22 protein-coding genes and 3 tRNA genes are annotated in these 24,168 nt (G+C 72.0%); 9 read left to right on the top strand and 16 right to left on the bottom strand.

The genetic code is table 11. The features are described from left to right. Nucleotides 1-26 precede the first annotated feature (26 nt). The 4 genes from TR49_RS28680 (at nt 27) to TR49_RS28665 (ending at nt 2,756) form a co-directional block, all read left to right on the top strand. The gene (locus TR49_RS28680) at nt 27-269 is read left to right on the top strand and encodes an acyl carrier protein (protein WP_042372202.1); all 243 of its coding nucleotides are present in this window, start codon (nt 27-29) and stop codon (nt 267-269) included. Between the two features lie 113 nt (nt 270-382). After that, entirely contained in the window at nt 383-1,651 is a 1,269-nt protein-coding gene (fabF, locus tag TR49_RS28675; protein ID WP_042386802.1) for a beta-ketoacyl-ACP synthase II, read from the top strand. Nucleotides 1,652-1,809: 158 nt separating this feature from the next. Beyond that, nucleotides 1,810-2,394: a TetR/AcrR family transcriptional regulator gene (locus TR49_RS28670; RefSeq protein ID WP_042386801.1), complete on the top strand. Its 585-nt coding sequence runs from the start codon at nt 1,810-1,812 to the stop codon at nt 2,392-2,394. Beyond that, on the top strand, nt 2,391-2,756 hold the full coding sequence (locus TR49_RS28665; protein ID WP_042386800.1) for a hypothetical protein: 366 nt from the start codon (nt 2,391-2,393) through the stop codon (nt 2,754-2,756). Before TR49_RS28670 ends, TR49_RS28665 begins: the two co-directional genes overlap by 4 nt. A 22-nt stretch (nt 2,757-2,778) precedes the next feature. Here the strand turns inward: TR49_RS28665 and TR49_RS28660 are convergent, their stop codons facing one another. From TR49_RS28660 to TR49_RS28650, 3 genes are all read right to left on the bottom strand, one after another. Then, complete coding sequence (locus tag TR49_RS28660) at nt 2,779-4,779, bottom strand: S53 family peptidase (RefSeq protein WP_042386798.1); 2,001 nt, start codon at nt 4,777-4,779, stop codon at nt 2,779-2,781. A gap of 485 nt (nt 4,780-5,264) precedes the next feature. Then, nucleotides 5,265-5,759, bottom strand: a complete 495-nt coding sequence (locus TR49_RS28655; RefSeq protein WP_042386796.1) for a DUF3145 domain-containing protein — start codon at nt 5,757-5,759, stop codon at nt 5,265-5,267. Nucleotides 5,760-6,048: 289 nt separating this feature from the next. Further along, the gene (locus TR49_RS28650; protein WP_042386795.1) at nt 6,049-7,071 is read right to left on the bottom strand and encodes an NADP-dependent oxidoreductase; all 1,023 of its coding nucleotides are present in this window, start codon (nt 7,069-7,071) and stop codon (nt 6,049-6,051) included. Nucleotides 7,072-7,164: 93 nt separating this feature from the next. Here TR49_RS28650 and TR49_RS28645 point away from each other — a divergent pair, with 93 nt between their 5' ends. Then, complete coding sequence (locus TR49_RS28645) at nt 7,165-7,605, top strand: MarR family winged helix-turn-helix transcriptional regulator (protein WP_042386793.1); 441 nt, start codon at nt 7,165-7,167, stop codon at nt 7,603-7,605. A gap of 146 nt (nt 7,606-7,751) precedes the next feature. After that, a tRNA-Ile gene (locus TR49_RS28640) sits at nt 7,752-7,825 on the top strand. Nucleotides 7,826-7,966: 141 nt separating this feature from the next. On the opposite strand, the gene TR49_RS28635 is transcribed toward TR49_RS28640, so the two are convergent. Next, nucleotides 7,967-9,832: a ricin-type beta-trefoil lectin domain protein gene (locus TR49_RS28635; protein WP_152627506.1), complete on the bottom strand. Its 1,866-nt coding sequence runs from the start codon at nt 9,830-9,832 to the stop codon at nt 7,967-7,969. A gap of 254 nt (nt 9,833-10,086) precedes the next feature. Between TR49_RS28635 and TR49_RS28630 the strand changes: the two genes are divergently transcribed. Further along, on the top strand, nt 10,087-10,971 hold the full coding sequence (locus TR49_RS28630; RefSeq protein ID WP_042386791.1) for a LysR family transcriptional regulator: 885 nt from the start codon (nt 10,087-10,089) through the stop codon (nt 10,969-10,971). Between the two features lie 20 nt (nt 10,972-10,991). On the opposite strand, the gene TR49_RS28625 is transcribed toward TR49_RS28630, so the two are convergent. From TR49_RS28625 to TR49_RS28610, 4 genes are all read right to left on the bottom strand, one after another. Further along, the gene (locus TR49_RS28625; RefSeq protein WP_042386789.1) at nt 10,992-11,717 is read right to left on the bottom strand and encodes a dienelactone hydrolase family protein; all 726 of its coding nucleotides are present in this window, start codon (nt 11,715-11,717) and stop codon (nt 10,992-10,994) included. Nucleotides 11,718-11,828: 111 nt separating this feature from the next. Then, a complete protein-coding gene (locus TR49_RS28620) occupies nt 11,829-12,413 on the bottom strand; it encodes an HdeD family acid-resistance protein (protein WP_042386847.1) in 585 nt (194 codons plus the stop codon). Between the two features lie 48 nt (nt 12,414-12,461). Then, nucleotides 12,462-12,534 (bottom strand) — tRNA-Asn (locus TR49_RS28615). 29 nt (nt 12,535-12,563) lie between these two features. Next, nucleotides 12,564-12,636 (bottom strand) — tRNA-Asn (locus tag TR49_RS28610). A gap of 253 nt (nt 12,637-12,889) precedes the next feature. Between TR49_RS28610 and TR49_RS28605 the strand changes: the two genes are divergently transcribed. Next, nucleotides 12,890-13,183 carry a hypothetical protein gene (locus TR49_RS28605; RefSeq protein WP_042386788.1) on the top strand — a complete coding sequence of 98 codons (294 nt, stop codon included), beginning with the start codon at nt 12,890-12,892 and terminating at the stop codon, nt 13,181-13,183. Nucleotides 13,184-13,484: 301 nt separating this feature from the next. Then, nucleotides 13,485-14,909, top strand: a complete 1,425-nt coding sequence (locus TR49_RS28600; RefSeq protein WP_042386786.1) for an FGGY family carbohydrate kinase — start codon at nt 13,485-13,487, stop codon at nt 14,907-14,909. A gap of 42 nt (nt 14,910-14,951) precedes the next feature. Here the strand turns inward: TR49_RS28600 and TR49_RS28595 are convergent, their stop codons facing one another. The 8 genes from TR49_RS28595 to TR49_RS28560 form a co-directional block, all read right to left on the bottom strand. Beyond that, nucleotides 14,952-15,290 (bottom strand): P-II family nitrogen regulator, encoded by a 339-nt coding sequence (locus TR49_RS28595; protein ID WP_042386785.1) that lies wholly within the window; start codon nt 15,288-15,290, stop codon nt 14,952-14,954. Beyond that, entirely contained in the window at nt 15,287-16,606 is a 1,320-nt protein-coding gene (locus TR49_RS28590; RefSeq protein ID WP_042386784.1) for an ammonium transporter, read from the bottom strand. The genes TR49_RS28595 and TR49_RS28590 overlap by 4 nt, the downstream gene beginning before the upstream one ends. 112 nt (nt 16,607-16,718) lie before the next feature. Next, entirely contained in the window at nt 16,719-17,879 is a 1,161-nt protein-coding gene (locus tag TR49_RS28585) for an RNA polymerase sigma factor (RefSeq protein WP_236653571.1), read from the bottom strand. Between the two features lie 273 nt (nt 17,880-18,152). After that, nucleotides 18,153-20,072, bottom strand: a complete 1,920-nt coding sequence (dnaG, locus tag TR49_RS28580; protein WP_084725560.1) for a DNA primase — start codon at nt 20,070-20,072, stop codon at nt 18,153-18,155. A 62-nt stretch (nt 20,073-20,134) separates the two neighbouring features. Then, entirely contained in the window at nt 20,135-21,400 is a 1,266-nt protein-coding gene (locus tag TR49_RS28575) for an NAD(P)/FAD-dependent oxidoreductase (RefSeq protein WP_042386779.1), read from the bottom strand. A 125-nt stretch (nt 21,401-21,525) separates the two neighbouring features. After that, the gene (locus tag TR49_RS28570; RefSeq protein ID WP_042386777.1) at nt 21,526-22,794 is read right to left on the bottom strand and encodes a deoxyguanosinetriphosphate triphosphohydrolase; all 1,269 of its coding nucleotides are present in this window, start codon (nt 22,792-22,794) and stop codon (nt 21,526-21,528) included. A gap of 37 nt (nt 22,795-22,831) precedes the next feature. After that, nucleotides 22,832-23,239 (bottom strand): hypothetical protein, encoded by a 408-nt coding sequence (locus TR49_RS28565; RefSeq protein ID WP_236653570.1) that lies wholly within the window; start codon nt 23,237-23,239, stop codon nt 22,832-22,834. Nucleotides 23,240-23,304: 65 nt separating this feature from the next. Next, nucleotides 23,305-24,168: trypsin-like serine peptidase (locus TR49_RS28560; RefSeq protein ID WP_052434723.1), on the bottom strand; the 864-nt coding region annotated here is incomplete at its 5' end.

Here is a 24,168-nt window from a genome sequence, read left to right as displayed (position 1 = left end):
CCGTTCATCACGAGAAGGAGCCTTCAATGGCCACCCAGGAAGAGATCCTCGAAGGTCTCGCGGAGATCGTCAACGAGATCGCCGGGATCCCTGCCGAGGACGTTCAGCTCGACAAGTCCTTCACCGACGACCTGGACGTCGACTCGCTCTCCATGGTCGAGGTCGTCGTCGCGGCCGAGGAGCGCTTCGACGTCAAGATCCCGGACGACGAGGTCAAGAACCTGAAGACCGTCGGCGACGCCGTGAACTACATCGTCGCCAACTCCTGAGCGTTCACACGCTTCCCGGGGGGCGCCGCCGGTCGGCGGCGTCCCCCGCCCCCAATGAACCACCCCGGACTTCCTCTCGGACCACCCGGACTTCCCTGCCAGGAGACACAGCAGTGACCAGCGACAACCGCACCGTGGTCGTCACCGGGATCGGCGCCTTCACGCCGCTCGGCGCCGACGCCGCGTCCACCTGGGAGGGCCTGGTGGCGGGCCGCTCCGGCGTCTCGCCCCTCGAGGACGAGTGGGCCGCGGACCTCCCGGTCCGCATCGCCGCACGTACCGCCGTCGACCCGGCCGAGGTGCTGCCCCGTCCGCTCGCCCGCAAGCTCGACCGCTCGGCGCAGTTCGCGCTGATCGCCGCGCGCGAAGCGTGGGCCGACGCCGGTTTCACCACCCCGGCGACCGAGGACGGCTCCCCGATCGCCCCCGAGCGCCTGGGCGCGGTCGTCGCCTCCGGCATCGGCGGCGTGACCACCCTGCTCGACCAGTACGACGTGCTGAAGGAGAAGGGCGTCCGCCGCGTCTCCCCGCACACCGTGCCGATGCTGATGCCCAACTCCCCGGCGGCCAACGTCGGCCTGGAGGTCGGTGCGCGGGCCGGCGTGCACACCCCCGTCTCCGCCTGCGCCTCCGGCGCGGAGGCCATCGGCTACGCGATCGAGATGATCCGCACCGGCCGCGCCGACGTCGTCGTCGCCGGCGGCACCGAGGCGGCGGTCCACCCGCTGCCGATCGCGGCGTTCGCCAACATGATGGCGATGTCCAAGAACAACGAGCACCCGCAGCAGGCTTCGCGCCCCTACGACAAGGCCCGTGACGGCTTCGTCCTCGGCGAGGGCGCGGGCGTCGTGGTCCTGGAGTCCGCGGAGCACGCCGCCGCGCGCGGGGCCCGCGTCTACTGCGAGGCGGTCGGCCAGGGCCTCTCCTCCGACGCCCACCACATCGCCCAGCCGGAGCCGACGGGCGCGGGTGTGGCCCGCGCGATCGAGCAGCTGCTGGAGTCCACGGACGTGAACCCGGCCGAGGTCGTGCACGTCAACGCGCACGCCACGTCCACCCCGCAGGGCGACACCGCGGAGATCAAGGCGCTGCGCCGGGTGCTCGGCGACCACCTGGACCACATCGCGATCTCCGCGACCAAGTCCATGACGGGCCACCTGCTCGGCGGCGCCGGCGGCATCGAGACCGTCGCCACCGTCCTCGCCCTGCACCACCGCACGGCCCCGCCGACCATCAACGTCGACGACCTCGACCCCGAGGTCGACGCCGACATCGTCGTCGGCGAGCCCCGCGCCCTCCCCGCCGAGGGCAGCATCACCGCGCTGAACAACTCCTTCGGCTTCGGCGGCCACAACGTCGTCCTGGCCTTCCGCACGGTCTGACGCCACAACGCCCGAGGGCGCGGAGCCACCGGCTCCGCGCCCTCGGGCGTTCCTCGGTCCGGGTTGCACGGCTGCCCGAACCACTTGTCCCTTGTCGGGCAGAGGTCTAGCGTTGGTTTTGAGCGAGTGCTCAAAACCGGTGAGGGGCGGGAGCGCGCATGGCCACGGCGGAGACGCGGGAGGCGTTGGTCGCCGGAGCGATGGCGACGTTGCGGGAGAAGGGGCACGCGCACGCCAGCGCCCGCGAGATCGCGGGGCGGGCGGGGTGCAACCAGGCGCTGATCTTCTACCACTTCGGTTCCGTGGAGCGGCTGTTGCTCGCCGCCCTGGACCGGGTCGCGGAGCTGCGGCGGGAGCGGTACCAGGCGCTGGTCGACGGGAGCCGGAACCTCAAGGAGCTGGTCGCCGCCGCGCGGACCGTCTTCGAGGAGGATCTGGAGCTCGGGCACACGGCCGTCCTCGTGGAGATGATCGCCGCCGCCCAGGCGAACACCGCCCTGCGACCCGAGGTGGCCGAACGGCTGCGGCCTTGGCGCGGCTTCGCCGCGGACGCGCTGCGGGGGACCCCCGCCGCGCGTCTCGGTCCGCCCGAGGAAATCGCGCACGGCGTCGTCGCGATGTACCTGGGGCTGGAGCTGCTGGCCGTGCTCGACGACGATCCCGCACCCGCCGCGGCCCTGTTCGACCGGGCCGGCTCGCTCGCCACCCTGCTCGACCTTTTCTCACTCCGGAGGCGGTCATGAGGCGCGGTTGGATCTGGTTCCTGGCCTGGGCGGCGGTCGGCGCCGGCGGTGTGACGGCGCTGCTGACCGTGCTGACCATCGGGCCCTACGTCGCGGTGCTGACCCTCGTCGCGGTGGTCCTGCTCGGCAGGACGCCGCGTTCGAACGGCGGGCTGCCCGGCCTGATCGCGGGAGCGGGGGTGCTGCCGCTCGCGGTGGCGTGGCTCAACCGCTCGGGGCCCGGGAACGTCTGCTCCGGCAACGGCTGTACCCAGGAGTGGAGCCCGTGGCCGTGGCTCGCCGCGGGTGTCGTGCTGATCGCCGCCGGGACAGCGATCTGGGCCCGGCGGGGAGAGAACTCCCGCACCGGGCCCAGGCCGTGATGGTTCTTCGAACGGTCAGCGCTTAGTGGCTGAGGCCCGAGGACCAGTTCTTCCAGAGGAAGGACCGCAGGTAGGACGCGGTGGGCGAGCCGACGCCGGTCGCGGTGTCGAAGCCACGGACCGCCTGCAGGCTGGTGTCCTCGCCGAAGGCGACCAGACGGACGCGCAGCGAGCCGCTGATGACGCCGAAGTCGGCGACGTTGCTCAGCGGGGCCTGGTGGTGCGCCGCCGCCTGGTTGATCACGTCGCGGAAGTCACCGTGGAGCGACCGCTGGTAGATCTCCGGGTTGGCGAAGCCGATCGCGCGGCCGTGCTGCGCCTGGATCGCGTCGGCCTGGACCGCCGCGAACTCCGGCGAGGCGACGCTGGTGCCGCCGTAGCCGCCCTCGCTGTACGTGCCGTCGGTGGTCATGCCGACCAGGACGGAGGTGTACAGGTCGCCGTTCATGGCGACGTCGGGGGTGACGCGCTGCGCGGTCGCGCTGTGCTGACCGGTCATCAGCGTGTGCGACAGGCGGCTCGGCACGACGCCCTTCTGGTAGAAGGGCTGAGCGAAGTCCTCCGAGGTACCGCCGCCGCCACCGAAGTAGAAGGTGCCGGGGAGCGGGCTCCAGGACTTGCCGTCGGCCGACAGGGCCGAGCGCAGGGTGCCCATGGAGGTCTCGAAGCCGTACTTGCCGGCCTTGTCGGCCAGACCCAGCGCGGTGCCGCCCACGTCGGTGACCCACGGGTCCGAGGACGGGTAGCCGACCTGGGCACGCGGGGTGTCGGTCTGGCAGTTGGCACCGGTCGCCGCGGCGGTGGGCGACTGGTCGCCGCAGTCACCGGAGGAGAACCCGAAGCCGATGCCCTCGATCGCGCCCTGCTCGAAGATCTGCTCGTAGGCCTGGATCTGGGCCTTCGTCATGTCCCCCTGGTCGGTGGTGTGCATGATCTCGCTCCAGGAGTTGGAGACGACATCGGCCAGGTGGTTGTCGACGATGTTCGCGAGGGCGGCCGACAGGTCGGCGTCCTCGCAGGAGTTGGCGCCGACGTAGACGACGTTGGCGTCGGGCGCGAGCCCGTGCACCATCTCGACGTCGAGCGCCTCCTCGCCGGCCCAGCCGGCGGGGCCGCCGCAGGCGTCCTGGTTGGACCACTGCGCCGGGGTGACGTCCTCGGTGTACTGGCCCTTGCGGAACGCCTTGTCACCGTGGGCGGTGGCGAAGGTGTTCGCGTCGGCCTGCATCGTCGGGGAGCCGTAGGCGTCGACGATGGCAACCCGCGCGCCCTTGCCGGTGAGGCCCGTGGCGGTGATGCCGTAGGCCTTGCGCAGCTGGGACGGGACGAAGGAGCACTGGTCGAAGGGGACCGCGCCCTTGACGTAGCCCGCCGGGGCACCGGTGGCCTTCTTCTGGCCCCAGTAGTCCGAGCAGGTCGCCGTGGTGGGCAGGCCGCCGCCGGCCTTGCTGCCGGCGCCGGCCGCGGTGGTGTTCACCTTGACCGAGTCGGGCTTGGCGTGCGAGCCGAGGGCGGAGTTCAGGCCGACGACGCCGTACACGTAGTTCGCGACGGAGGCCGGGATCACCACGTTGGCGGCGGGGGCGTGCGCCTCCTGGCCCTGGACGCGGTAGTCGTGGATCGGCGCACCGAAGGCCTTCGCCATCTGGGCGCTGGTGCCCGAGACGGTGATCGCGTGCCAGCTGCTGCTGACGATGGACAGGCCGGAGCCGGTGAGCCAGCTCTTGACCTGGGCCACGGAGGCGTCGGTCGGGCCGTAGGTGGTGCGGACCCAGTCGGCGCTGCGGAACTTGCCGTACTGGGCGCTGGTCGGGTCGGAGACCGCCTGCGCGTAGGCGGCGAGGCCGGCCTGGTCGCGGGCGGCGAGGTAGACCGTGCCGGTGAAGCGGGCGCTGCTCGGCGCGGTGCCCTGGTCCGCGGCGTGGGTCGCCCACGTCGGGTGGGTGCCGGTGACCGTCTTGGCCGCCGGGGCAGGCGCACTGGCCTGCGAAGGAGCGGCGAGAACCAGCGAGCCGGAGACCACCGCGAGTGAAGCGGCGGCAATCGTGGCTATGCGGGCGCGGCTGCCGCGGGAGTTGCTGCTTGTGCTGATGACGACTCCCAGGATGAAGGTCCGTCAGAGGAATGGGAGCGACAGAGTTTGTTCGAACGCCCCCTGGGGATGTCTACACGGGCTCGGATTTGCAACGCAAGGGTCCCTTGGGGGTTGTTTTCCACCCTGACACCACCGGGAGTGAATACAGTCTTCACTTCCCGGACGCACCGAGCTGACCGTCCGCCAAATGAACGCGACGGCACGCATATCGGTCGGACCCAGGTCATCCGCCGTGCGACATCGAGGGCATACCCGGGCAAGTCATCCGCCATGAGCGGGCTTGGATCATCGGCGCACGGGGGCGGCGCGCGTCAGCGCGCACTCCCCCCGACCGGGGGCCCCCAACCGGGTGGAATATCTGGAAAGTCTCTGAACAGTTCGACGTGTCAGCCGTGCGATCGGTTCCGCCGCGGTCAGACCACCTGGTGCAGCCAGCGGACCGGCGCGCCCTCACCGGCGTACCGGAAGGGCTCCAACTCGTCGTCCCAGGGCTTGCCCAGGAGCCGGACGATCTCCGACTCGAGCTCACCCTCGCCGAGCCGCGCGCGCAGCAGCGCGGCCCGCAGCCGGTCCTCGGGAATCATGATGTCGCCGTGGACGCCGATGACGGCGTGGAAGATGCCGAGGTCGGGGGTGCTGGAGAAGCGCTCGCCCTCGGTGCCCGTGGTCGGCTCTGCGGTGACCTCGAACCGCAGCAGCTGCCAGCCGCGCAGGGCGGAGGCGAGGCGGGAGGCGGTGTCGGGCGCACCCTGCCAGGACAGCTCGGCGCGCCAGGCGCCGGATGCGGCCGGCTGGCGGATCCAGTCCAGGCTCACCCGCTGGCCGAGCACGCCGGCCACGGCCCACTCCACATGCGGGCAGAGCGCGCGCGGCGCGGAGTGCACGTAGAGAACTCCACGAGTCGTCACCGGACCTCCAGTGTGGTGCGAGGGGCGCCTTCCCCAGCGGTCTCGCGCCAGCCTGGTGACGGTGTGTCCGTTTTGTTGCGGTAATTCCTGCTATGGGCTGACGACTACCCTTCACGGGCCGCGATAAACCCGCGCGAGACCTGACCCGTCGTCGAGACCGGGGCCGTGTGGAGAAACGGTACCGCTCAGCGGCCCCGCCGGAGCCCTCGTCCAGCACAACCACCCGGACGGCGCGCTGATCCGCCCGAGTGGTCGCATGGGATGACCGATGGTCAGACTTTTGCCCCGCTCAGCCCAGCCGGACCAGCATCTTGCCGGTGTTGGCGCCACGCAGCATGCCGAGGAAGGCGTCGACGGCGTTCTCGAAGCCGTCCACCACCGTCTCCTCGAAGCGCAGCCCGCCCTCGCGCAGCCAGCCGCCGACCTCGGCGACGAACTCGGGCTGGAGGTCGTAGTGGTCGCCGACCAGCACGCCGGCCAGGGTCAGCCGCTTGCCGATCACCTGCACCAGGTTGCGCGGGGCGGCCGGCGGGTTGGTGTCGTTGTACTGGGCGATGGCCCCGCACAGCACCGCTCGGCCGTGCACGTTCAGGGCGCCGATCGCGGCCTCGAGGTGCTCACCGCCGACGTTGTCGAAGTAGACGTCGATGCCCTCGGGCGCGGCCTTGCCGAGCTGGCCCGCGATGTCGCCGTTCTTGTAGTTGAAGGCGGCGTCGAAGCCGTACTCCTCGACCAGCTTGCCGACCTTCTCGTCCGAGCCGGCGCTGCCGACCACGAGCGAGGCGCCGCGCAGCTTGGCGATCTGGCCGACCACACTGCCGACAGCCCCGGCCGCGCCGGAGACGAAGACGGCGTCGCCCTCCTTCAGCCCGCCGACCCGCAGCAGCCCGGCGTAGGCGGTCAGGCCCGGCATGCCGAGCACGCCGAGGTAGGCCTGCAGCGGCGCGGCCTGTGCGTCGACCTTGACCGCGTGGGCGGCCGGCACGTCGGCGTACTCGCGCCAGCCGAGGCCGTGCAGCACCGCGTCGCCGACCTCGAAGCCCTCGGCCGCGGAGGCCACCACACGGCCGACCGCGCCCCCCTGCATGGCCTCGCCGAGCTGGTACGGCGGGGCGTAGGACTTCACGTCGTTCATCCGGCCGCGCATGTAGGGGTCGACCGAGAGGAACTCGTTGCGGACCAGGATGTGGCCGGGGGCCGGGGCGGCGACGGGCTTCTCGACCAGCGCGAAGTCGGCGGGCGTCGGCCAGCCCTGCGGGCGGGCGGCCAGCTGCCACTCGCGGGCGGCGGCGGGGAGGGTCTGCTCGGCCATGAGGTGATCACTTTCGAGTGGAAGTTTGAGGTACTCAAGTAACGGTGGACGAGAAAGGTTCAGCTTGTCAAATATTCAGGTAGCCTAGGAGGCATGCAAGAGGAGCAACCCGATCCGCTCACGCCCGAGGTCGTGGACCTGATGGCCGCGCTGGTGGGCGTCTTCCACAAGGAGTACGAGGAGGCCGCGGCCGCCCGCTCCCTGACCGGCGCCCAGGCCAAGGTGCTGGGCCTGCTGCGCCGCGGGCCGCTGCCCATGCGCCAGATCGCCCAGACGCTCAGCTGCGAGCCCTCCAACATCACCGGCATCGTCGACCGCCTGGAGGCCCGCGGCCTCGTCGAGCGGCAGGCGGACCCCGAGGACCGCCGGATCAAGCGCGTGGCCGCCACCGAGACGGGCAGCGCGGCCACGGCCGAGCTCCGCGCCTCGCTCAACTTCGCCAGGGAACCGCTGGCCGCGCTCAGCCAGGACGAGCGGCTCCAGCTCCGCGATCTTCTGCAACGAATGCTCGACCAGGCGCGGCGTCAGGACTGATCTCGCTCCTGAAGGATGGAACCCCGCGCGCACGGACAACGTCTCACCAGCTATGCTGCGGCGAGCGGCCCCTTCGCAGGGCCGCTCGTGCTGATGACCGCAACGCACGCACAACACACGTGCACGCGGCGCGATGCACGGAACGAGGGGCTGTAGCTCAGCCGGTTAGAGCAGGGGACTCATAATCCCTTGGTCGTGGGTTCGAGTCCCACCGGCCCCACTCCGACTCCACCTCCGACTCCACGCAGGTGGAGGGGCAGGCGAATGAGACCTGCCTGTACGTTAGCGAAAACGCTCCGTGGTGCCTGCACCACGGAGCGTTTTTCACTCGAAAGGGCTCGTGCCCGGGTGATTGAACGGCCTAGCCGGGCAAGGTCCACTTCTGGTTGGCCCCGCCGGTGCAGTCCCAGATCTGCAGCCTCGTGCCGTTGGCCGAGCTCGGGCCGGTGGCGTCCAGGCAGCGGCCCGACTGCGGATTGACCACCGAGCCGTCCGACCGGGCCTGCCACTGCTGCGCGCCGGTGCCGTTGCAGTCGTAGAGCTGGATCTGCGACCCGTTGGCCGTGCCGCCGCCGGCGACGTCCATGCACTTGCCGAGCGCCTGCAGCGAACCGTCGGCGGCCACGGTCCACACCTGCGCGGCCGTGCCGTTGCAGTCGTAGAGCTGCACCGCGGTGCCGTTCGCACTGTTCCCGCCGGCGACGTCGACGCACTTGCCGCCGTAACCGGTGATCTGCCCGGTCGGCGCGCCCGCGGCCGTCCCCGTCCAGGTGAAGGTCGCGCTGGTCTGCGCGGGCAGGGTGTAGGTGAAGTGCTGCCCTCCCCAGTTGACCGTGAACGGCTCGGAGCCCCCGGTGGCGTTGTACGCGACCACGGCCTTGGAGCCGTCCGGGTTGAGCCAGGCCACGTTCGGCACGGCGCTGCTGGCGGTCGAGTCGATCCGGTAGGCGCCCGGCTTGACGAACTTGGTCAGCTGGCCGAGGTCGTAGTACTCGATGTTGTAGTCCACCTGGCCGCTGCGCGCGTCGCCGTTGTGCACGGTGATCAGCCCGGTGCAGGTGCCGCAGCCGCCGTTGTGCGGCCCCATGTTCTGGTCCACCGCCAGCGACCACTTCACCACCGACTTCCCCCAGTTGCGGGTGTAGTCGACGATGTTCTGCATGTCCTCCTGCTGCTGGTTGGCGATCCAGGTGCCGCCGGAGTGCTCGGTGTCGAAGGCGTCCACGTTCGGGTGCTGGTTGTGGACGGTGGTCTGCTCGGTCGGGTCGCCGCTGTAGCCGTGCCAGGCGATCCCGCCGAAGAGCGGGTCGCCCAGAACCGCCGCGTCGTTCACGGTCTGCGCGGCGTAGCTGTCGTAGTCGTCCCAGTTCCAGTCCAGCGCCAGGACCTTGGTGCTCAGGCCCGCGGCGTGGAAGGCCGGCAGCAGGTCGGTGCCGGTGAAGTAGTCGAGCCCGCTCGCGTTCCACTGCATCGAGGGGTAGCCGCTGCAGCAGGTGGGCTCGTTCTGCGGGGAGACGTAGTCGATGTGGACGCCCTGGGCCTGGTAGGCCTGGATGTACTTGACGAAGTACTGCGCGTAGGCGGCGTAGTACTGCGACTGGAGCCAGCCCTGGCTGTAGGCGCCGCTGTCCTTCATCCACGGCGGCGCGGTCCACGGGGTGCCCATCACCTTCAGGCTCGGGTTGAGCTGCTCGGCCTGCTTGGTGAGCGGCAGCACGTCCGCGAGGTCGTGCGCGACGGAGAAGTCCGCGAGCGAGGGGTCGGTCTGGCCGCTCGGCATGTCGTCGTAGGTGTAGTTGTACCGGGCCAGGTCCGAGGCGCCCATGGGGTTGCGCAGGAAGTCCAGGCCGATGCCGCTCACCGGGTCGAACAGGTTGGTCATCACGGCGTTGCGGGTGGCGGTGCTGAGCGCGCCGCTGCTGTTCATCAGCCAGGCGGCGGTGTCGGTGAACGAGGCCCCGGCGCCGGTGAACTGCTGGTAGCGGGTGTTCTCGTCGACGCTGACGGTGGCGGCGGAGCTGCCGGACCCGGAGGAGAAGGAGATCGGGGTCTGCTGCTGCAGCCCCCTGGTGACGGTCCGTCCCCCGGAGTCGGAGGTCGTGGTCAGCCAGATGTTCACGGTCGGGCCCGCCGCGTGGGCGCTGGGGGTGGCGGCGGGCGAGGCGAGCAGGAGTCCGGAGGCGGCGAGCGCTCCGGCGAGCAGGGCGGGCAGTCTTCTCGACCGCATGGACCGCATGGGCGTAGCCCTTCGCGTGGGGGCGGATGGACTGGAACGCCGCCGCATTCAACTCCCGTATGGTCTAGACCGTCAAGAGGTTGGAGAGCGCTCTCCTGTGTCTACTTGTTGGAGTGCAGGTCGGGCAGATGCCCCGGCTCCCCCGGGGGGTTCCTGCACTTGATGAACTGTCATGATCCGGGTCCGGCAGTGACCCCGACAGCCGCACGTACCATGCCGGGTAGCCGAACGATCGGGGATCCGACGTGGAACTGCGCCAACTCCGTGCCTTGGAGGCCGTCGCCGCGCACCGCACCGTCGCGAACGCGGCGAAAGCACTCCGGCTCGCACCGTCCTCGGTCGCCGAGCGGATACGGGAGCTGGAGCAGTCGCTGGACGTCCCGCTCTTCGCCCGCACACCGCGCGGGATGACGCTGACACCGGCCGGAAGGCGGCTCCTGCCATGGGCCCGGCGGCTGCTGGACGCGGCCGAGGAGGCACGGCAGGACGCGGTGACCGAGCGGCCCGAGCTGCGCCTCGGCGTGCTGGAGGCCGACGCCGCCGCCGACGGGCCGGGCACGCTGACCCGGCTCGCGGAGCGGCGGCCCGAGGTCCACGTCGCCCTGCACACCCTCCCCGACCGCGACGGGCTGCTCGCCGCGGTCGCGGCCGGAGCGTTGGACGCGGCGGTGATCCTGGACTCCCCCGGCCCGCTGGGCGGGTTGGGCTTCGCCCTGCCGCCCGCAGAGCTGGACCATCTGGACCTGGCGAACCTTCCGCTGGCGCTCGTCGCCGCCCCCGGCCACCCCCTGCACGACCACGACCCGCTTTCCCTGGAGGACCTGCGCGACCAGCAGCTGCTGGTCGGCCCCCGGGCCTGCTCGTTCCACCTGGCCGGGGAGCGGCTGCTCGGCCGCACGGTCCAGCGGGTTCCCACCGGCGGCATCGCCGTCGCCCGCGCCTGCGCCGAGCGCGGCCTCGGCATCGCACTGCTCCCGGAGTCCGCCGTCCGGGAGCAGCTGGCCTCGGGCGCCCTGGTCCGCCTTCCGGCGCCGGGCGCCGAGCCGCGCCTTCACCTGCGCGCCGTCTGGCGGGCCGACCGCGAGGCCCTACCGGGCCTGCACGGAATGCTCCACGCCCTCGCGGCCTAGGACGGTGGGGCTGGTGGGGCTCACTCGCCCCGCAGCCAGGCGTCGATGCGGGTGAAGGCGTCCTCGACGGCCGGGGAGTCGGAGCGCAGGAAGCTGTGGCCCGCGCCGGGGTAGGCGACGAACGCGTGCCGCTCCCCCGCCGCCTCCAGCGCGACGGCGATCTCGCGCTGCTCCTCGGCACCGATGACGTGATCCTCCGCGCCGACCAGGTAGAGCAGCCGACCGGAGATCTTGGGCGTCAGGGCGAGGGTCGGCTCGGGCCCGGTGACCGGGAGGTCCGGGTTGCCCGTCAGCCAGCCGCCGTAGCAGACGACGGCGTTCGGGACGTCGAGCGCGGTCGCGGCCAGATAGGTGAGGTGCCCGCCGGCGCTCAGGCCGAGCATGCCGCCCGGGCCCGCGCCGAACGACTCCAGCGCGGCGAGGGCAGCGGCGGCGTCGGCCACCACGTCCGAGCGGGTCAGCTGCGGCAGCAGCTCGAAGCCGCGGGCCCGCCCGGCCTCGTCGTGCGGAAGGTCCGCGCCGGGCTGGACGCGGTGGTAGAAGTCGGGAGCCAGAGCGGCGAAGCCGCGCCGGGCAAGGTCCTCGCAGATCCCGCGGACGTGCGCGTCGACGCCGAACAGCTCCATGGCGACGACCACGCCGGGGTGCTCTCCCGTCCCGGCAGGACGGGCCAGGTACCCACCCATGGACGTGCCGTCGGCGACCGGGATGTCGATCCGGTCGGTGGTGATCTTCTCAGCGGTCATGCCTCGAGGCTAGGTCCGGCCGTCCGGCCGAACCAGAGGGTTTTCATCCTGGTACCGAGCCCACCCGGATACCGGGATGGCCGGCTCGCATCCCTGTCATATCCCCTGCTGTCACATCCCCTGCGGGATCGACTTCGCCCGGTGATGCACCTGGAACGCGGTGACGATCTCGATCAAGCCCATGACCAGCAACCAGATCCCGGTGAAGACCGTGAGCACGACGATCGAGTGGAAAGGCCAGACCACGACGATGACGCCGCCGATCGCGGTCAGCACGCCCGCGAAGATCTGCCAGCCCCGGGCGGGCATGGACGGGTCGGAGGCCGCGGCCATCAGGTGCGTGATCCCGCGGAACAGCCAGCCGATGCCGATCCACAGCGCCAGCAGCAGGATCGACTCCAGCGCGCCACGGAAGCAGAACAGGCCCAGCAGGATCGAGATCGCACCGCTGATGAAGGCCATCACCCGCAGACCCGTCGACACGTGCGTGCCGAAGGCCGCGACGAGCTGGAGCACACCCGCGATGACCAGGTAGAGGCCGAACAGCACGCCGACGACGGTCAGTGTCGCCTTGGGCCAGGCCAGTGCCGCGACGCCGAGCAGCATGGTGAGGACGCCGAGCACCAGCAGCACCTGCCACGCGCTGCGGGCGAGCTGCTGCAACGGGCCGGGAAGGGTTTCCGTCATCTGGTCCATGTGGACCAGGATCGGAGGGAACAGCGCGCCTCGCGCGCCGAGGAGAGGCTCCCCCAATTGGACTCGAACCAATAACCTGCCGATTAACAGTCGGCTGCTCTGCCAATTGAGCTATGGGGGACTGCACTTGGGCACCGCATCGGTGCCGCGCTCCCCCAATTGGACTCGAACCAATAACCTGCCGATTAACAGTCGGCTGCTCTGCCAATTGAGCTATGGGGGATCGTTTGTCGCGGCCGCGTCGCTCCGGGAGACCGGCGCGGCGCTTGCTGCGGGTCATACATTAGCGCACGTGGGGGGGTGCTCCGCCAATCCGTTGCGGTTCGGGGACCGGAGCGGGGGGTAGTCGCTTGTGACGGGGCTCTCGCCGTCACCCGGCGGCGTGCCGAACGGGCAGGTCCGCGCCGCCGCGCCTAGGCTCCATCCCGGCACAGCGGCAAGCGGCCGCAGAGCAGCAAGCAGAAGGGCGGAGGGGTATGCGCAAGCTCACTTTCCTGGCGGGCCTGGCCATCGGCTACGTGCTGGGCACGCGAGCCGGGCGGGAGCGCTACGAGCAGCTGCGCCGCACGGCGCGGGACCTCTCGCAGACGCAGGCCGTCCAGTCGGCGACCCGCAACGCCAAGGCCGCGGCCGGCACGGCGGCGAGCAAGGCCGGCCAGGCCGTCGCGGGCAAGGTCGGCGACCGCCTCCCGAACTCGGTCGCCACCCGCATCCCGTACCTCAACGGCAAGGGCTCCACTCTGGACGACTGGGACAGCGCCCGCAGCTGAACCACTCGACGCGTCTCGAGTTGCAGCCACCCCGGGGCGCGGGGAACCGCGCGAGCAACCACCGCCATGCGGATGGCCCTGCGCGATCGGGGCTCTACCCGCGTGGGTGGCCTGTCGCGCCCGAGCGGCGGAGCCGCAGATCGCGCACAGCCCCGCGCCCGTGACGTCTGCGCCTGCCCCGCGGCCTCGCCGACCCGTCGCGTCCGAGCGGCGAGGCCGCAGGGCAGAACCAGCCCCGCCGGGAAGGGGGGTTGGTGCCGATCCTCCGCGGTGAGGTGGCGGGATGAGGCATGATCTCGGCATGGCCATCGCCGCGGGCATCGACTGCTCAGCACAGTTCACGAAGATCGCCGTCTGCGACACCGAAACGGGTGCCGTGCTGCGGGAGAACCGTGCCCCGCACCCCGGTGTCCCGGCCGGGACCGCCCCGGCGGAGATCGATCCGCAGGCGTGGCTGCACTCGCTCGGCGCAGCCGCCGAGGGCGGGCTGTTGGAGGGGATCGCCGCCATCGGGGTGTCCGCACAGCAGCAGGGGCTGATCGCGTTGGACGCCGGAGGCGTGCTGGTCCGGCCGGCGATGCTGCGCAACGATCCGCGGGCGGCCTCAGCCGCCGTCGCGCTGGTGGAGGAGCTCGGCGGGCCCGCCGCCTGGGCGCATGCGATCGGCGCGGTGCCGCTCGCCTCCGCCACGATCGCGAAGCTGCGCTGGCTGGCCGACCGCGAGCCGCAGTCCGCCAAGCGCGTGGCGGAGGTGCTGCTGCCGCACGACTGGCTGGTGTGGCAGCTGCTCGGACAGTCCGCCCGCAAGACGACCGACCGCGGTGACGCCTCCGGTACGGGGTACTGGTCCGCCGTCGAGGAGCGCTGGCGTCCGGACCTGGCCGCGCTCGCCCTCGGGCACGAGCTGCAGCAGCTGCCGACCGTCCTCGGTCCGTCCGAGGCCGCCGGACAGAGCCCGGAGGGGCTGCTGATCGCGGCGGGGACCGGCACGACGATGGCCACCGCGCTCGGGCTCGGGCTCGGCCTCGGCGACGTGATGGTCTCGGTCGGCAGCTCGGGCACCGTCCACGCCGTGCACGACCAGGCGCTCAGCGAGCCTGCGATCTCGACGTACGCGGACGGGACGGGTCGCTACCTGGCGCAGGTCGTCACCCTCAACGCGGCACGCGTGCTGCGCGCGACGGCGGCGATGCTGGGCACGGACCTGCAGGGGCTGAGCGAGCTGGCGCTGCGGTCGACGCCGGGCGCGTACGGACTGGTGCTGCTGCCGTTCCTGGAGGGCGAGCGCACGCCGCCGCTGCCGCACGCGGCGGGGACGCTGGCAGGGCTGCGGGTCGAGTCGATGAAGCCCGAGCACCTGGCGCGCGCGGCGGTCGAGGGCATGCTGTGCGGGCTCGCCGAGGCGCTGGACGTGCTGCGCGCGAACGGCGTGGCGGTGGAGCGGGTCTTCCTGACCGGCCTCGCCGGACGCCTCCCGGCCGTGCAGGCGTCCGCACCGGCCATCTTCGGCGTCCCGGTCGTGGTGCCGGCGCAGGCGGAGTACGCCGCGATCGGCTCCGCGCGCCAGGCGGCGTGGGCGCTGGCGGGCACCCCGGAGCCGCCGGTGTGGGAGCCGCCGGCCCCGCACACGGTGCTGGAGCCGGGCGAGGAGGCCGCGGTGGGCGGAGCCGTGCGCGCGCAGTTCGCTGCGGTGCTGAAGCGCGCGCACCCGGAGCTCGGTCGGTAGACGGCCGGGGCTCGGACTACGCGGGCTCGGACCGCGGGCGGCTCAGACCGCGTCGGGGCCGCGCTCGCCGGTGCGGACGCGGACGATCGTGTCGACCGGGACGGCCCAGACCTTGCCGTCGCCGATCTTGCCGGTGCGGGCGGCCGTGGTGATCGCGTCCATGACCGCGTCAGCGTCGGCGTCCTCGACGACGACCTCCAGGCGGGCCTTGGGGACGAGGTCGACGCGGTACTCCGCGCCGCGGTAGACCTCGGTGTGGCCGCGCTGGCGGCCGTAGCCGCTGGCCTCGGTCACGGTGAGGCCGTGGACGCCGAGTCCGACCAGCGCCTCGCGGACCGCGTCCACGCGGAACGGCTTGATGACGGCGGTGATCAGCTTCATGCGACGGGCGCCTTGTCGGACGAGTGCGGGAGCGCGGCGGTGTGGTGCGCGGACGCGCCGTGGCTCAGGACCCCGTGATCGTACGCGGTCTCCGCGTGGACGGCGAGGTCCAGTCCCGTCAACTCGTGGTCGCGGGAGGCACGGAAGCCCATCGTCCTGTCGATGGCCTTGCCGACGAGCCAGGTGACGGCGAACGCGTAGAGCGCGACGACCACGACCGCGAGCGCCTGCTTGCCGATCTGGGCGAGGCCGCCGCCGTGGAGCAGGCCGTTGACGTGGCCGGTCATCGTCGCGGTGGCGAAGACGCCGATCAGGACGGTGCCGATGACGCCGGCGACGAAGTGGACGCCGACGACGTCGAGGGAGTCGTCGACGTGCAGGCGGAACTTCCAGCTGACCGCGAACGAGCAGACCACGCCCGCCGCCAGGCCGATGACCAGCGCGCCGAGCAGGTCGACGCTGCCGCACGACGGCGTGATGGCGACGAGTCCGGCGACCGCGCCGGAGGCGGCGCCCAGGGTGGTGGCGTGGCCGTCGCGGCGCTTCTCCACCACCAGCCAGCCGAGCAGGCCCGCGCAGCCCGCGATCTGGGTGTTGAGCAGGACCGCCGCCGCGATGCCGTTGGCACCGAGCGCGGAGCCCGCGTTGAAGCCGAACCAGCCGAACCAGAGCAGCCCCGCGCCGAGCAGCACCAGCGGCAGGTTGTGCGGGCGCATGGCCTCCTTCTTGAAACCGACGCGCGGCCCCAGCACCAGTGCCAGCGCCAGTCCGCTGGCGCCGCAGTTCACCTCGACGACGGTGCCGCCCGCGTAGTCCAGCGCGCCCAGGTGCGCGGCGATCCAGCCGTCGGGCGCGAACACCCAGTGCGCGACGGGCGCGTAGACGAGCACCGTCCACACGACCGTGAACAGCACCCAGGCGCCGAACTTCGCCCGGTCCGCGATCGCCCCGCTGATCAGCGCGGCGGTGATGACGGCGAAGGTGAGCTGGAACGCCGCGAAGAGCAGGGTGGGGACATGACCGGTGAGACTGCTCGGGGTGATCCCGGACATGCCGAGGTGGCGCAGGTCGCCGATCAGTCCCGCCCCCGCGTCGGGGTCGAAGGCGAGCGGGTAGCCGACCGTCAGCCAGACCACCGAGACGACCGCGATGGAGACGAAGCTCATCATGATCATGTTGAGCACGCTCTTGCTGCGGACCATGCCGCCGTAGAACAGGGCCAGGCCCGGCGTCATCAGCAGCACGAGCGCGGTGCTGGCCAGCAGCCAGGCGGTGTCGCCGGTGTCGAGACCGGACGCGGGGGAGGCGAGGAGCATGCGGCAGTTTTTCCCGCCTCCGTTACCGTCGTCGGACAGCGATGTTTCCGTGAAGTTTCGTGTTGCGCGGACGTTTCGCAAATCTCACGTCATGAGCTGCGGCTCGTCGCAACTAGTCGAGATAACCCCGCAGTTGGTCGGCGAAGGCGTGATCGCGCAGCTTGTTGAGCGTCTTCGACTCGATCTGCCGTATGCGCTCGCGGGTCACCCCGAAGAGGCGGCCGATCTCCTCCAGCGTGCGCGGGCGCCCGTCGATCAGGCCGTAGCGCAGCTGCACGACCTTGCGTTCCCGCTCCCCCAGGGTGCTGAGCACCGCCTCCAGGTGCTCGCGCAGCAGCAGGAACGCGGCGGACTCGACCGGGGAGGCCGCGTCGCCGTCCTCGATCAGGTCGCCGAGGGCCACGTCGTCCTCCTCGCCGACGGGGGCGTGCAGCGAGACGGGCTCCTGGGCCAGCCGCAGCACCTCGCCGATGCGTTCCTCGGGCAGCTCCAGCACGGCGGCGACCTCGGCCGTCGTCGGCTCCATGCCGCGCTCCTGGAGCAGTTGGCGCTGGACCCGGACCACGCGGTTGATCAGCTCCACGACGTGCACCGGCACCCGGATGGTGCGGGCCTGGTCGGCCAGCGCGCGGCTCATCGCCTGGCGGATCCACCAGGTGGCGTAGGTGGAGAACTTGTAGCCGCGGGTGTAGTCGAACTTCTCGACGGCCCGGATCAGCCCGAGGTTGCCCTCCTGCACCAGGTCGAGCATGGTCAGCCCGCGGCCGACATAGCGCTTGGCGACCGAGACGACCAGGCGCAGGTTGGCCTCGACCAGGCGGCGCTTGGCGATACGGCCGTGCACGATCAGTTGGTCCAGGTCGTCGGCGAGCCCTTCGGCGACGGTCTCGTGATGCAGCGCCAGGTACTCCTCGGCGAAGAGCCCCGCCTCGACGCTGCGGGCCAGCTCGACCTCGTCGGCGGCGGTGAGCAGCGGGATGCGGCCGATCTCGCGCAGGTACTGACGGAAGAGGTCCGCGGCCGGGCCACCGCTGTCGTCCAGCGACGGGAGCGGCTCCTCCTGCACGGAACGGAGCTGGTCGGGGGTGGGTTCGGCGGACGTCGGGGCGGTGGGTTCCGTGGCCGGGGACTCCGCCGTCGGTTCGGCTGTCGGTTCGGCCGCCGGGTCGTCCTCGGCGGCGGCGCGCGGCACGGGCACAGCAGCCGGGGCGAGCGAGAGAGGCGCGGGTTCGTCGAGGTTGGTCGGGTGGAGGGCCGTGGCGGCAAGTTCCACGTCCATCCCTTCCGGCGCCGGAGGACGCCCCGGTGGCGGGGCCGACGCCTGCTCGGGAGCGGAATCGGGGGCACGCGGCATCGGAACGTGGGGAGGGTTCTCGTCGCCCCGCGTCCGGGAAGCCTGGGGCGCGGCGTCGCCGGGATCGGCAGGCCGCGACTGAGAGGATTGAGGCACCGACTCCCAGTGTGGAGCAGTCGGGGGGTGCGGGCAGAGACCCGTGCGGGGAGTTTCTGTGCAGGAGCGGTCACCGAGGGTGAGCTCGACGCACCGTCAGAGTGCCGCAGCCCCACGGGAGCGCAGCTCCCCCTCGTACTGCTGAAGACCCCAAAGCTCCCGCTGGACCGCCTCCGTCTGCTCGGCGGGCACCTTGGGGCCCAGCCGCTGGAGCTGGACGCGGCAGGCCGCCACCCGGCGGGCCACGGCCTGCAGCCGCAGCTTGACCAGGAACTCCCCCGCGTAGACGGCGTCCGGCGCACGGCGGGTGCGGATCGGCTCGACGGCCAGCTCGGTGATCAGGCCGCGCACGGCGTCGTCCGGTGCGACCTCGCGCAGCACGTCCACCCAGATGTCGGCCGCCTCCGCGCCCGCGGTGACGCCGCCGCCCGAGGCGACGGCCTCGCGCACGGCCGCGTAGGGCGGCGTCACGAACTCCTCCGGGCTGAAGGCGTCCAGCACCGGGGCGACCAGGGCCGGGAACTGCACGGCCAGCTTCAGCAGCTCGCGCTCCACGAACTGCTGCGGGTTGCGCGCGTCCAGCCGGAACGCCGGCCGGGCCGGCGCGGCGGGCTCCGGCGAGGCCTGCCCGGGGCGCTGCTGCCCCGGGCGCTGCTGCCCGCGCACGTTCCCGCGGCGTTCCGCGGCCCACTGCGCGACCTGCTGCACCCGGCGGACGACGAAGCGCTCGTCGAGGATGCCGAGCATGCCGGCCAGCTGCACGGCGTACTCGTGCCGGATCGAGCCGTCCTTGATCTGCGCGACGATCGGCGCGCACGCGTCCAGGGCGGCGGCCCGGCCCTCGGCGGCGTCGAGGTTGTGCCGGGCGACGGTGGAGCGGATCGCGAACTCGAACAGCGGCGAGGCGCGGTCGATCAGGTTGCGCACGGAGTCGTCGCCCTCGGCGATCCGCAGTTCGCACGGGTCCATGCCGCCGGGGCTGATCGCGATGAGCGTCTGCGCGGCGAACTTCTGGTCGTCCTCGAAGGCCCGCAGCGCGGCCTTCTGCCCGGCGGCGTCACCGTCGAAGGTGAAGACGACCTTGGCCTCGCTGCCTGCGGTGTCCAGCAGCAGGCGGCGCAAGATCTTGATGTGGTCCTCGCCGAAGGCGGTGCCGCAGGTCGCCACGGCGGAGCTGATGCCCGCGAGGTGACAGGCCATCACGTCGGTGTAGCCCTCGACGACGACCGCCCGCCCCGAGCGGGCGATCTCCTTCTTGGCCAGCTCCACGCCGTAGAGCACGTGCGACTTCTTGTAGAGCGGCGTCTCGGGGGTGTTCAGGTACTTCGGCCCGTTGTCGTCCTCGCGCAGACGCCGTGCGCCGAAGCCGACGACCTCGCCGGTCAGGTCCCGGATCGGCCAGATCAGCCGCGCCCGGAACCGGTCCATCGGACCGCGGCGGCCCTCGGAGCAGATCCCGGAGGTGAGCAGTTCCTTGTCCGTGTAGCCCTTGCCGCGCAGCAGCCGGGTCAGGTTCTCGAACCCGGCCGGCGCGTAGCCGACGGCGAAGTGCGCGGCGGCGTCCCGCTCGAACCCGCGCTCCTTCAGGAACCGCCGCCCGATCTCGGCCTCCGGCCCGTTGAGCTGCTCCTGGAACCACGCCGCGGCGAGCCGGTTGATCTCCAGCAGTCGCGTCCGCTCGCCCTGCTGGCGGCCGGGCACGTAGGAGCCGCCCTCGTAGCGCAGCGTGATGCCGACCTGCGGCGCGAGCCGCTCCACCGCCTCGACGAAGGACAGGTGCTCGACCTTCATCACGAAGCCGATGGTGTCGCCGCTCTCCTGGCAGCCGAAGCAGTTGTAGACGCCCTTGGAGGGGTTCACGTAGAACGAGGCGGACTTCTCGTCGTGGAACGGGCACAGCCCCTTGAGCTGCCCGCCGCCGCCGTTGGCGAGCTGGACGTAGTCCCCGACGACGGCGTCGATCCGCAGGGCGGCTTTCACCGCCTGCACGTCTTCATCCCTGATCCGTCCCGCCACAGAGGAAGTCTACGGGGCCACCTCGGGGGCGCGGGTTCCCCGCGCCCCCGAGGTGGCTGCAACTAGAGCAGGGAGTCCAGCGGCACGCTCGGGTCCGCCAGGCGGTCCGGGTCGATCGGGGTGCGGGAGCGGACCAGGGCCTGGATCGGGTCTGTGACGTCCCACACGTTCACGTTCATCCCCGCGACGACCCGGCCGTCGCTGCTCTGCCAGAAAGCGATGAACTCGCGTTTGCCCGCGTCGCCGCGGATGACCACGCGCTCGTAGCCGCCGGGCGCGGCGAAGCCCGAGTACTCCATGCCGAGGTCGTACTGGTCGGAGAAGAAGTAGGGGACGCGGTCGTAGACGACCTCCTGCCCGAGCATCGACTTCGCCGCCGCCGGGCCGCTGTTCAGCGCGTTGGCCCAGTGCTCGACCCGCAGGCGGCGGCCGAACAGCGGGTTGAACGCGCCGGCGACGTCGCCCGCCGCGAAGACGTCCGCGTCGGACGTCCGCAGCGCGGCGTCCACGGCGATGCCGCCGCCCTCCTCGCGGGGGGCGAGCTCCAGGCCCGCCTGCTCGGCGAGCGCCGTCTGCGGGATCGCGCCGATGCCGACCAGGACCGCGTGGGCGGGGTGCTCCTGGCCGTCGCTGGTGTGGACGGCGAGGACCATGCCGTCGCGGCCCTCGATCTCCGTGACCGACGCGCCGAAGTGGAACTTCACGCCGTGGTCCTGGTGCAGGCGGGCGAAGAACTCGCCGAGCTCCGGTCCGAGCGCCGTCTGCAGCGGCGTGCTCAGCGGCTCGACGATGGTCACCTCCGCGCCGTAGCCGCGGGCGGCGGAGGCGACCTCCAGACCGATCCAGCCCGCACCGACGATCACCAGGGTGCCGTTCTCGCGGCCGAGCGTCTGCAGTGTCGCGCGCAGCCGCTCGGAGTCGGAGAGCCGGCGCAGGTAGTGCACGCCGCCCAGGTCCGCGCCGGGCACGTCCAGCGGGCGCGGCGCGGAGCCGGTGGCCAGCAGCAGCTTGTCGTAGCCGAGGACGTCGCCGTCCCCGCCCAGGCGCAGCTCGCGCGTGGCGGGGTCGACCGAGACGACCGGCTGGCCCAGGTGCAGCTCGACGTCGTGCGCCGCGTACCACGCGGAGTCGTGGACGAAGACCTCGGAGCGCTCACTGCTGCCCGTCAGGTAGCCCTTGGAGAGCGGCGGGCGCTCGTAGGGCTTCTCACGCTCCTCGCCGAGCAGTATCACGCGGCCGGTGAAGCCCTCCGCGCGCAGCGTCTCCGCCGCCTTGGCCCCGGCCAGTCCCGCCCCGACGATCGCCATCGTCGCGTGCGCGCCCACCATGTCCGTCTGCCTCCGTGGATTACCTCGGTGGATTCTTCATGGATGTCTCAGCATGGATTTCCCAGTGAGCCTCCCGTATGCACACCCGGAGGTGAAGAGGGCGTCACTGATCGTTCGTCAAGGTCTCATGGTGACTTGGTGAGCGTCCGGTGGCGGGCCAGTGCGCTGGTGTCGGTCAGGGTGGCGATCTGGTCGATCACCGCGCGCAGGCGCCCGGCGTCGTCGGACGCCTCCTCGTACAGGGTGCGGAAGACCGGGTCCAGGCCGTCGGGCGCGCTGCGCACCAGCGCCTCGGCGAGCTCGCTGATGACGACGCGCTGGCGGCGGCGCAGCTGCTCCTGGTCCTCACGCTGCATCACGTACCGGTCGGCGACCGCCTTGAGGACCGCGCACTCGAGCCGGACCTCGCGCGGGACGATCAGGTCGGCGCGGTAGCGGGTGAGCGGGCCGTCGCCGAAGGCGGCGCGGGTGGCCGTCTCGGCGGAGGTGCAGAAACGGCCGATCAGCTGGCTGGTGGCATCCTTGAGCCCGGCCCGGTCCCGGGCGGAGCCGTCGTAGTGGTGCGGCCACCACTCCTGGGCGCGCAGCCGGTCCAGGGCCTCCTCCAGCTCCTCGGGATCGGCGTTGGGCGCGTAACGCGCGGCCACCCGGTACAGCTCGGCACGCTCGCTCGGCGCGCCCAGCGCGGCAGGGCGGATGTGGCCGGCGTGCAGGCCGTCCTCGACGTCGTGGACGGAGTAGGCGACGTCGTCGGACCAGTCCATCACCTGGGCCTCGAAGCAGCGCTTGTGGCCGGGCGCGCCCTGCCGCATCCAGGTGAAGACCGGCAGGTCGTCGGCGTAGACGCCGAACTTGTGCGGCAGCTCCGGGTGCTGTCCGCGAGCCCACGGGTACTTGGTGGCCGCGTCGAGGGCGGCCCGGGTCAGGTTCAGGCCGACGCTGATCGGGTGGCCGTCGGTCTCCGCGTGCGGAACGAAACGCTTGGGCTCCAGGCGGGTCAGGATCCGCAACGACTGGGCGTTCCCCTCGAAGCCGCCGCACGACGCGGCGGCCTTGTCGAGCGCCTCCTCGCCGTTGTGGCCGAAGGGCGGATGCCCGATGTCGTGGGCCAGGCAGGCGGTCTCGACGAGATCGGGGTCGCAGCCGAAGGCGGCGCCGAGCTCACGCCCGACCTGCGCGCACTCGAGCGAGTGGGTGAGCCGGGTGCGTGGGAAGTCGCTCTCCAAGGGCGCGACGACCTGCGTCGTTCCCGCGAGCCGCCGCAGCGCGGCGGAGTGCAGCACCCGCGCACGGTCGCGCTGGAACGCGGTGCGCCCGGGGCGCTTGTCCGGCTCCTCCACCCAACGCGCCTGTGCGCCGGGGCTGTAGCTGATGACCTGCGCAATCTCGTCCATCCCCAGCACAGTAACCCCTGGGAGGGACAGCGCGGGGTCAGGCTCGCACGGGCCGGCTCGGGCGGAGCAGGCGCTTCCAGCGCGGCTGCTCGGTGACGCAGGTCAGCAGGGCGAGGACGGTGACGAGCACGGCGGCCCACGGCCGGAACAGCAGCCAGGCCGCGGCGACGGCGCCGGACAGCTCGGCGAGCACCATGAGGACCGTCGCCCATCCGGGCACCGCGATGGTCGTCCCCGGCTTGTCACCGGGCGTCTGGAGGACGGCGGGAACCCCGATCAGCAGGACGTCGACGCCGACGGCGGCGGGGATCGAGTGGTGCCACAGCGCGATCGGCAGCCCGATCCAGCCGACGAGTTCGAGCCCGGCGCGCAGCGCGGTGGCGTACCAGGGCTCGCCGTGCTTCCCCGATCCCGGCTGCTTCCCCGATCCCGGCTGCTTCTCCATCGTGGTTCCCCCTCCGACGATCGCGGGGGCAGCGTAACGCCCAACGGGCCGCCGCGAGGCGGTCTCTAACCACTCGTCGAGGAGGAGGCCGAGGGGGAGACGGCGGACGCCGAAGCGGACGCGGACGCGGAGGGGGACGGGCTTCCGGCCGTGGCCGCCTGGACGAAGAGCGCCTGGATCCGGTCACCGAAGTAGACGGCGTAGGACACGTCGTCGCTGTCGCCACCCTCCTGGTAGCCGCCTATCACGCCGACCAGGGTGCCGAGGCCGGTCTTCGGGTCGATGCCCTGGAGCACCGGGCTGCCGCTGGTGCCGTCGGCGAAGCCGGTGCAGTCGAACTGGGACTGCGTCGGACTGTAGGCGGTCAGCGAGTTGAGGCAGGAGATCGGCCGGTCGCTGCTGGACGGGTAGCCGATCACGCCGACCGTGGCAGGCCGGTCGGACCCGAAGGCGATCCTCTCGGCGCCGACCGCGTCCTCGATCCGTGCCTTCGGGTCACCGTCCTTGTGGACGACGAGGAACGCCACGTCGGAGTCCTGGTCGCTGTTCGCGGCCCAGTGCGGGTCGATCAGGACCGAGGTCGCACGCCACACCCCGTACGGCCGCTGCCCGTCGTGGAAGCCGGGCGCGAAGACCACCGAGGCCGGGTTCGGGGAGCCGTTGGCCGGATCGCTCAGGCAGTGCGCGGCGGTCGCGACGACGTCGCCGCCCGGCGAGTGCACCACGCTGGCGGTGCAGAAGTGGTGGTCGGCCCCGTTGTCGTCGGGGTAGAAGAGCGCACCCACGGCCGGCAGCCCCTCGAACGGGGTGCTGTGCCCGTCGGGACTGGCCTTGGGCCCGGCGAGGGAGGCGGGCACGTTGGCGGCGGGGCCGGCCGAGCCCGTCGGCAGGGCGCGCCCGGCCCGCCTCGGGGGGGGGGACGCCCCGCC

The organism is Streptacidiphilus melanogenes (assembly GCF_000787835.1).
In the GTDB taxonomy this organism is placed as follows: Bacteria; Actinomycetota; Actinomycetes; order Streptomycetales; family Streptomycetaceae; genus Streptacidiphilus; species Streptacidiphilus melanogenes.
The sequence above is the reverse complement of the archived record's forward strand: the minus strand, read 5'-3'. Positions and strand labels throughout refer to the sequence as shown.

Excerpts from the sequence above, each read along its gene's own strand:
- TR49_RS28625 (WP_042386789.1), bottom strand. The coding sequence starts at position 11,717 with ATGACCGCTGAGAAGATCACCACCGACCGGATCGACATCCCGGTCGCC.
- TR49_RS28680 (WP_042372202.1), top strand. The coding sequence starts at position 27 with ATGGCCACCCAGGAAGAGATCCTCGAAGGTCTCGCGGAGATCGTCAAC.
- TR49_RS28600 (WP_042386786.1), top strand. The coding sequence starts at position 13,485 with ATGGCCATCGCCGCGGGCATCGACTGCTCAGCACAGTTCACGAAGATC.
- TR49_RS28595 (WP_042386785.1), bottom strand. The coding sequence starts at position 15,290 with ATGAAGCTGATCACCGCCGTCATCAAGCCGTTCCGCGTGGACGCGGTC.
- TR49_RS28620 (WP_042386847.1), bottom strand. The coding sequence starts at position 12,413 with ATGGACCAGATGACGGAAACCCTTCCCGGCCCGTTGCAGCAGCTCGCC.
- TR49_RS28635 (WP_152627506.1), bottom strand. The coding sequence starts at position 9,832 with ATGCGGTCGAGAAGACTGCCCGCCCTGCTCGCCGGAGCGCTCGCCGCC.
- TR49_RS28565 (WP_236653570.1), bottom strand. The coding sequence starts at position 23,239 with ATGGAGAAGCAGCCGGGATCGGGGAAGCAGCCGGGATCGGGGAAGCAC.
- TR49_RS28645 (WP_042386793.1), top strand. The coding sequence starts at position 7,165 with ATGCAAGAGGAGCAACCCGATCCGCTCACGCCCGAGGTCGTGGACCTG.
- TR49_RS28570 (WP_042386777.1), bottom strand. The coding sequence starts at position 22,794 with ATGGACGAGATTGCGCAGGTCATCAGCTACAGCCCCGGCGCACAGGCG.
- TR49_RS28670 (WP_042386801.1), top strand. The coding sequence starts at position 1,810 with ATGGCCACGGCGGAGACGCGGGAGGCGTTGGTCGCCGGAGCGATGGCG.
- TR49_RS28590 (WP_042386784.1), bottom strand. The coding sequence starts at position 16,606 with ATGCTCCTCGCCTCCCCCGCGTCCGGTCTCGACACCGGCGACACCGCC.
- TR49_RS28605 (WP_042386788.1), top strand. The coding sequence starts at position 12,890 with ATGCGCAAGCTCACTTTCCTGGCGGGCCTGGCCATCGGCTACGTGCTG.
- TR49_RS28665 (WP_042386800.1), top strand. The coding sequence starts at position 2,391 with ATGAGGCGCGGTTGGATCTGGTTCCTGGCCTGGGCGGCGGTCGGCGCC.
- TR49_RS28575 (WP_042386779.1), bottom strand. The coding sequence starts at position 21,400 with ATGGTGGGCGCGCACGCGACGATGGCGATCGTCGGGGCGGGACTGGCC.
- TR49_RS28650 (WP_042386795.1), bottom strand. The coding sequence starts at position 7,071 with ATGGCCGAGCAGACCCTCCCCGCCGCCGCCCGCGAGTGGCAGCTGGCC.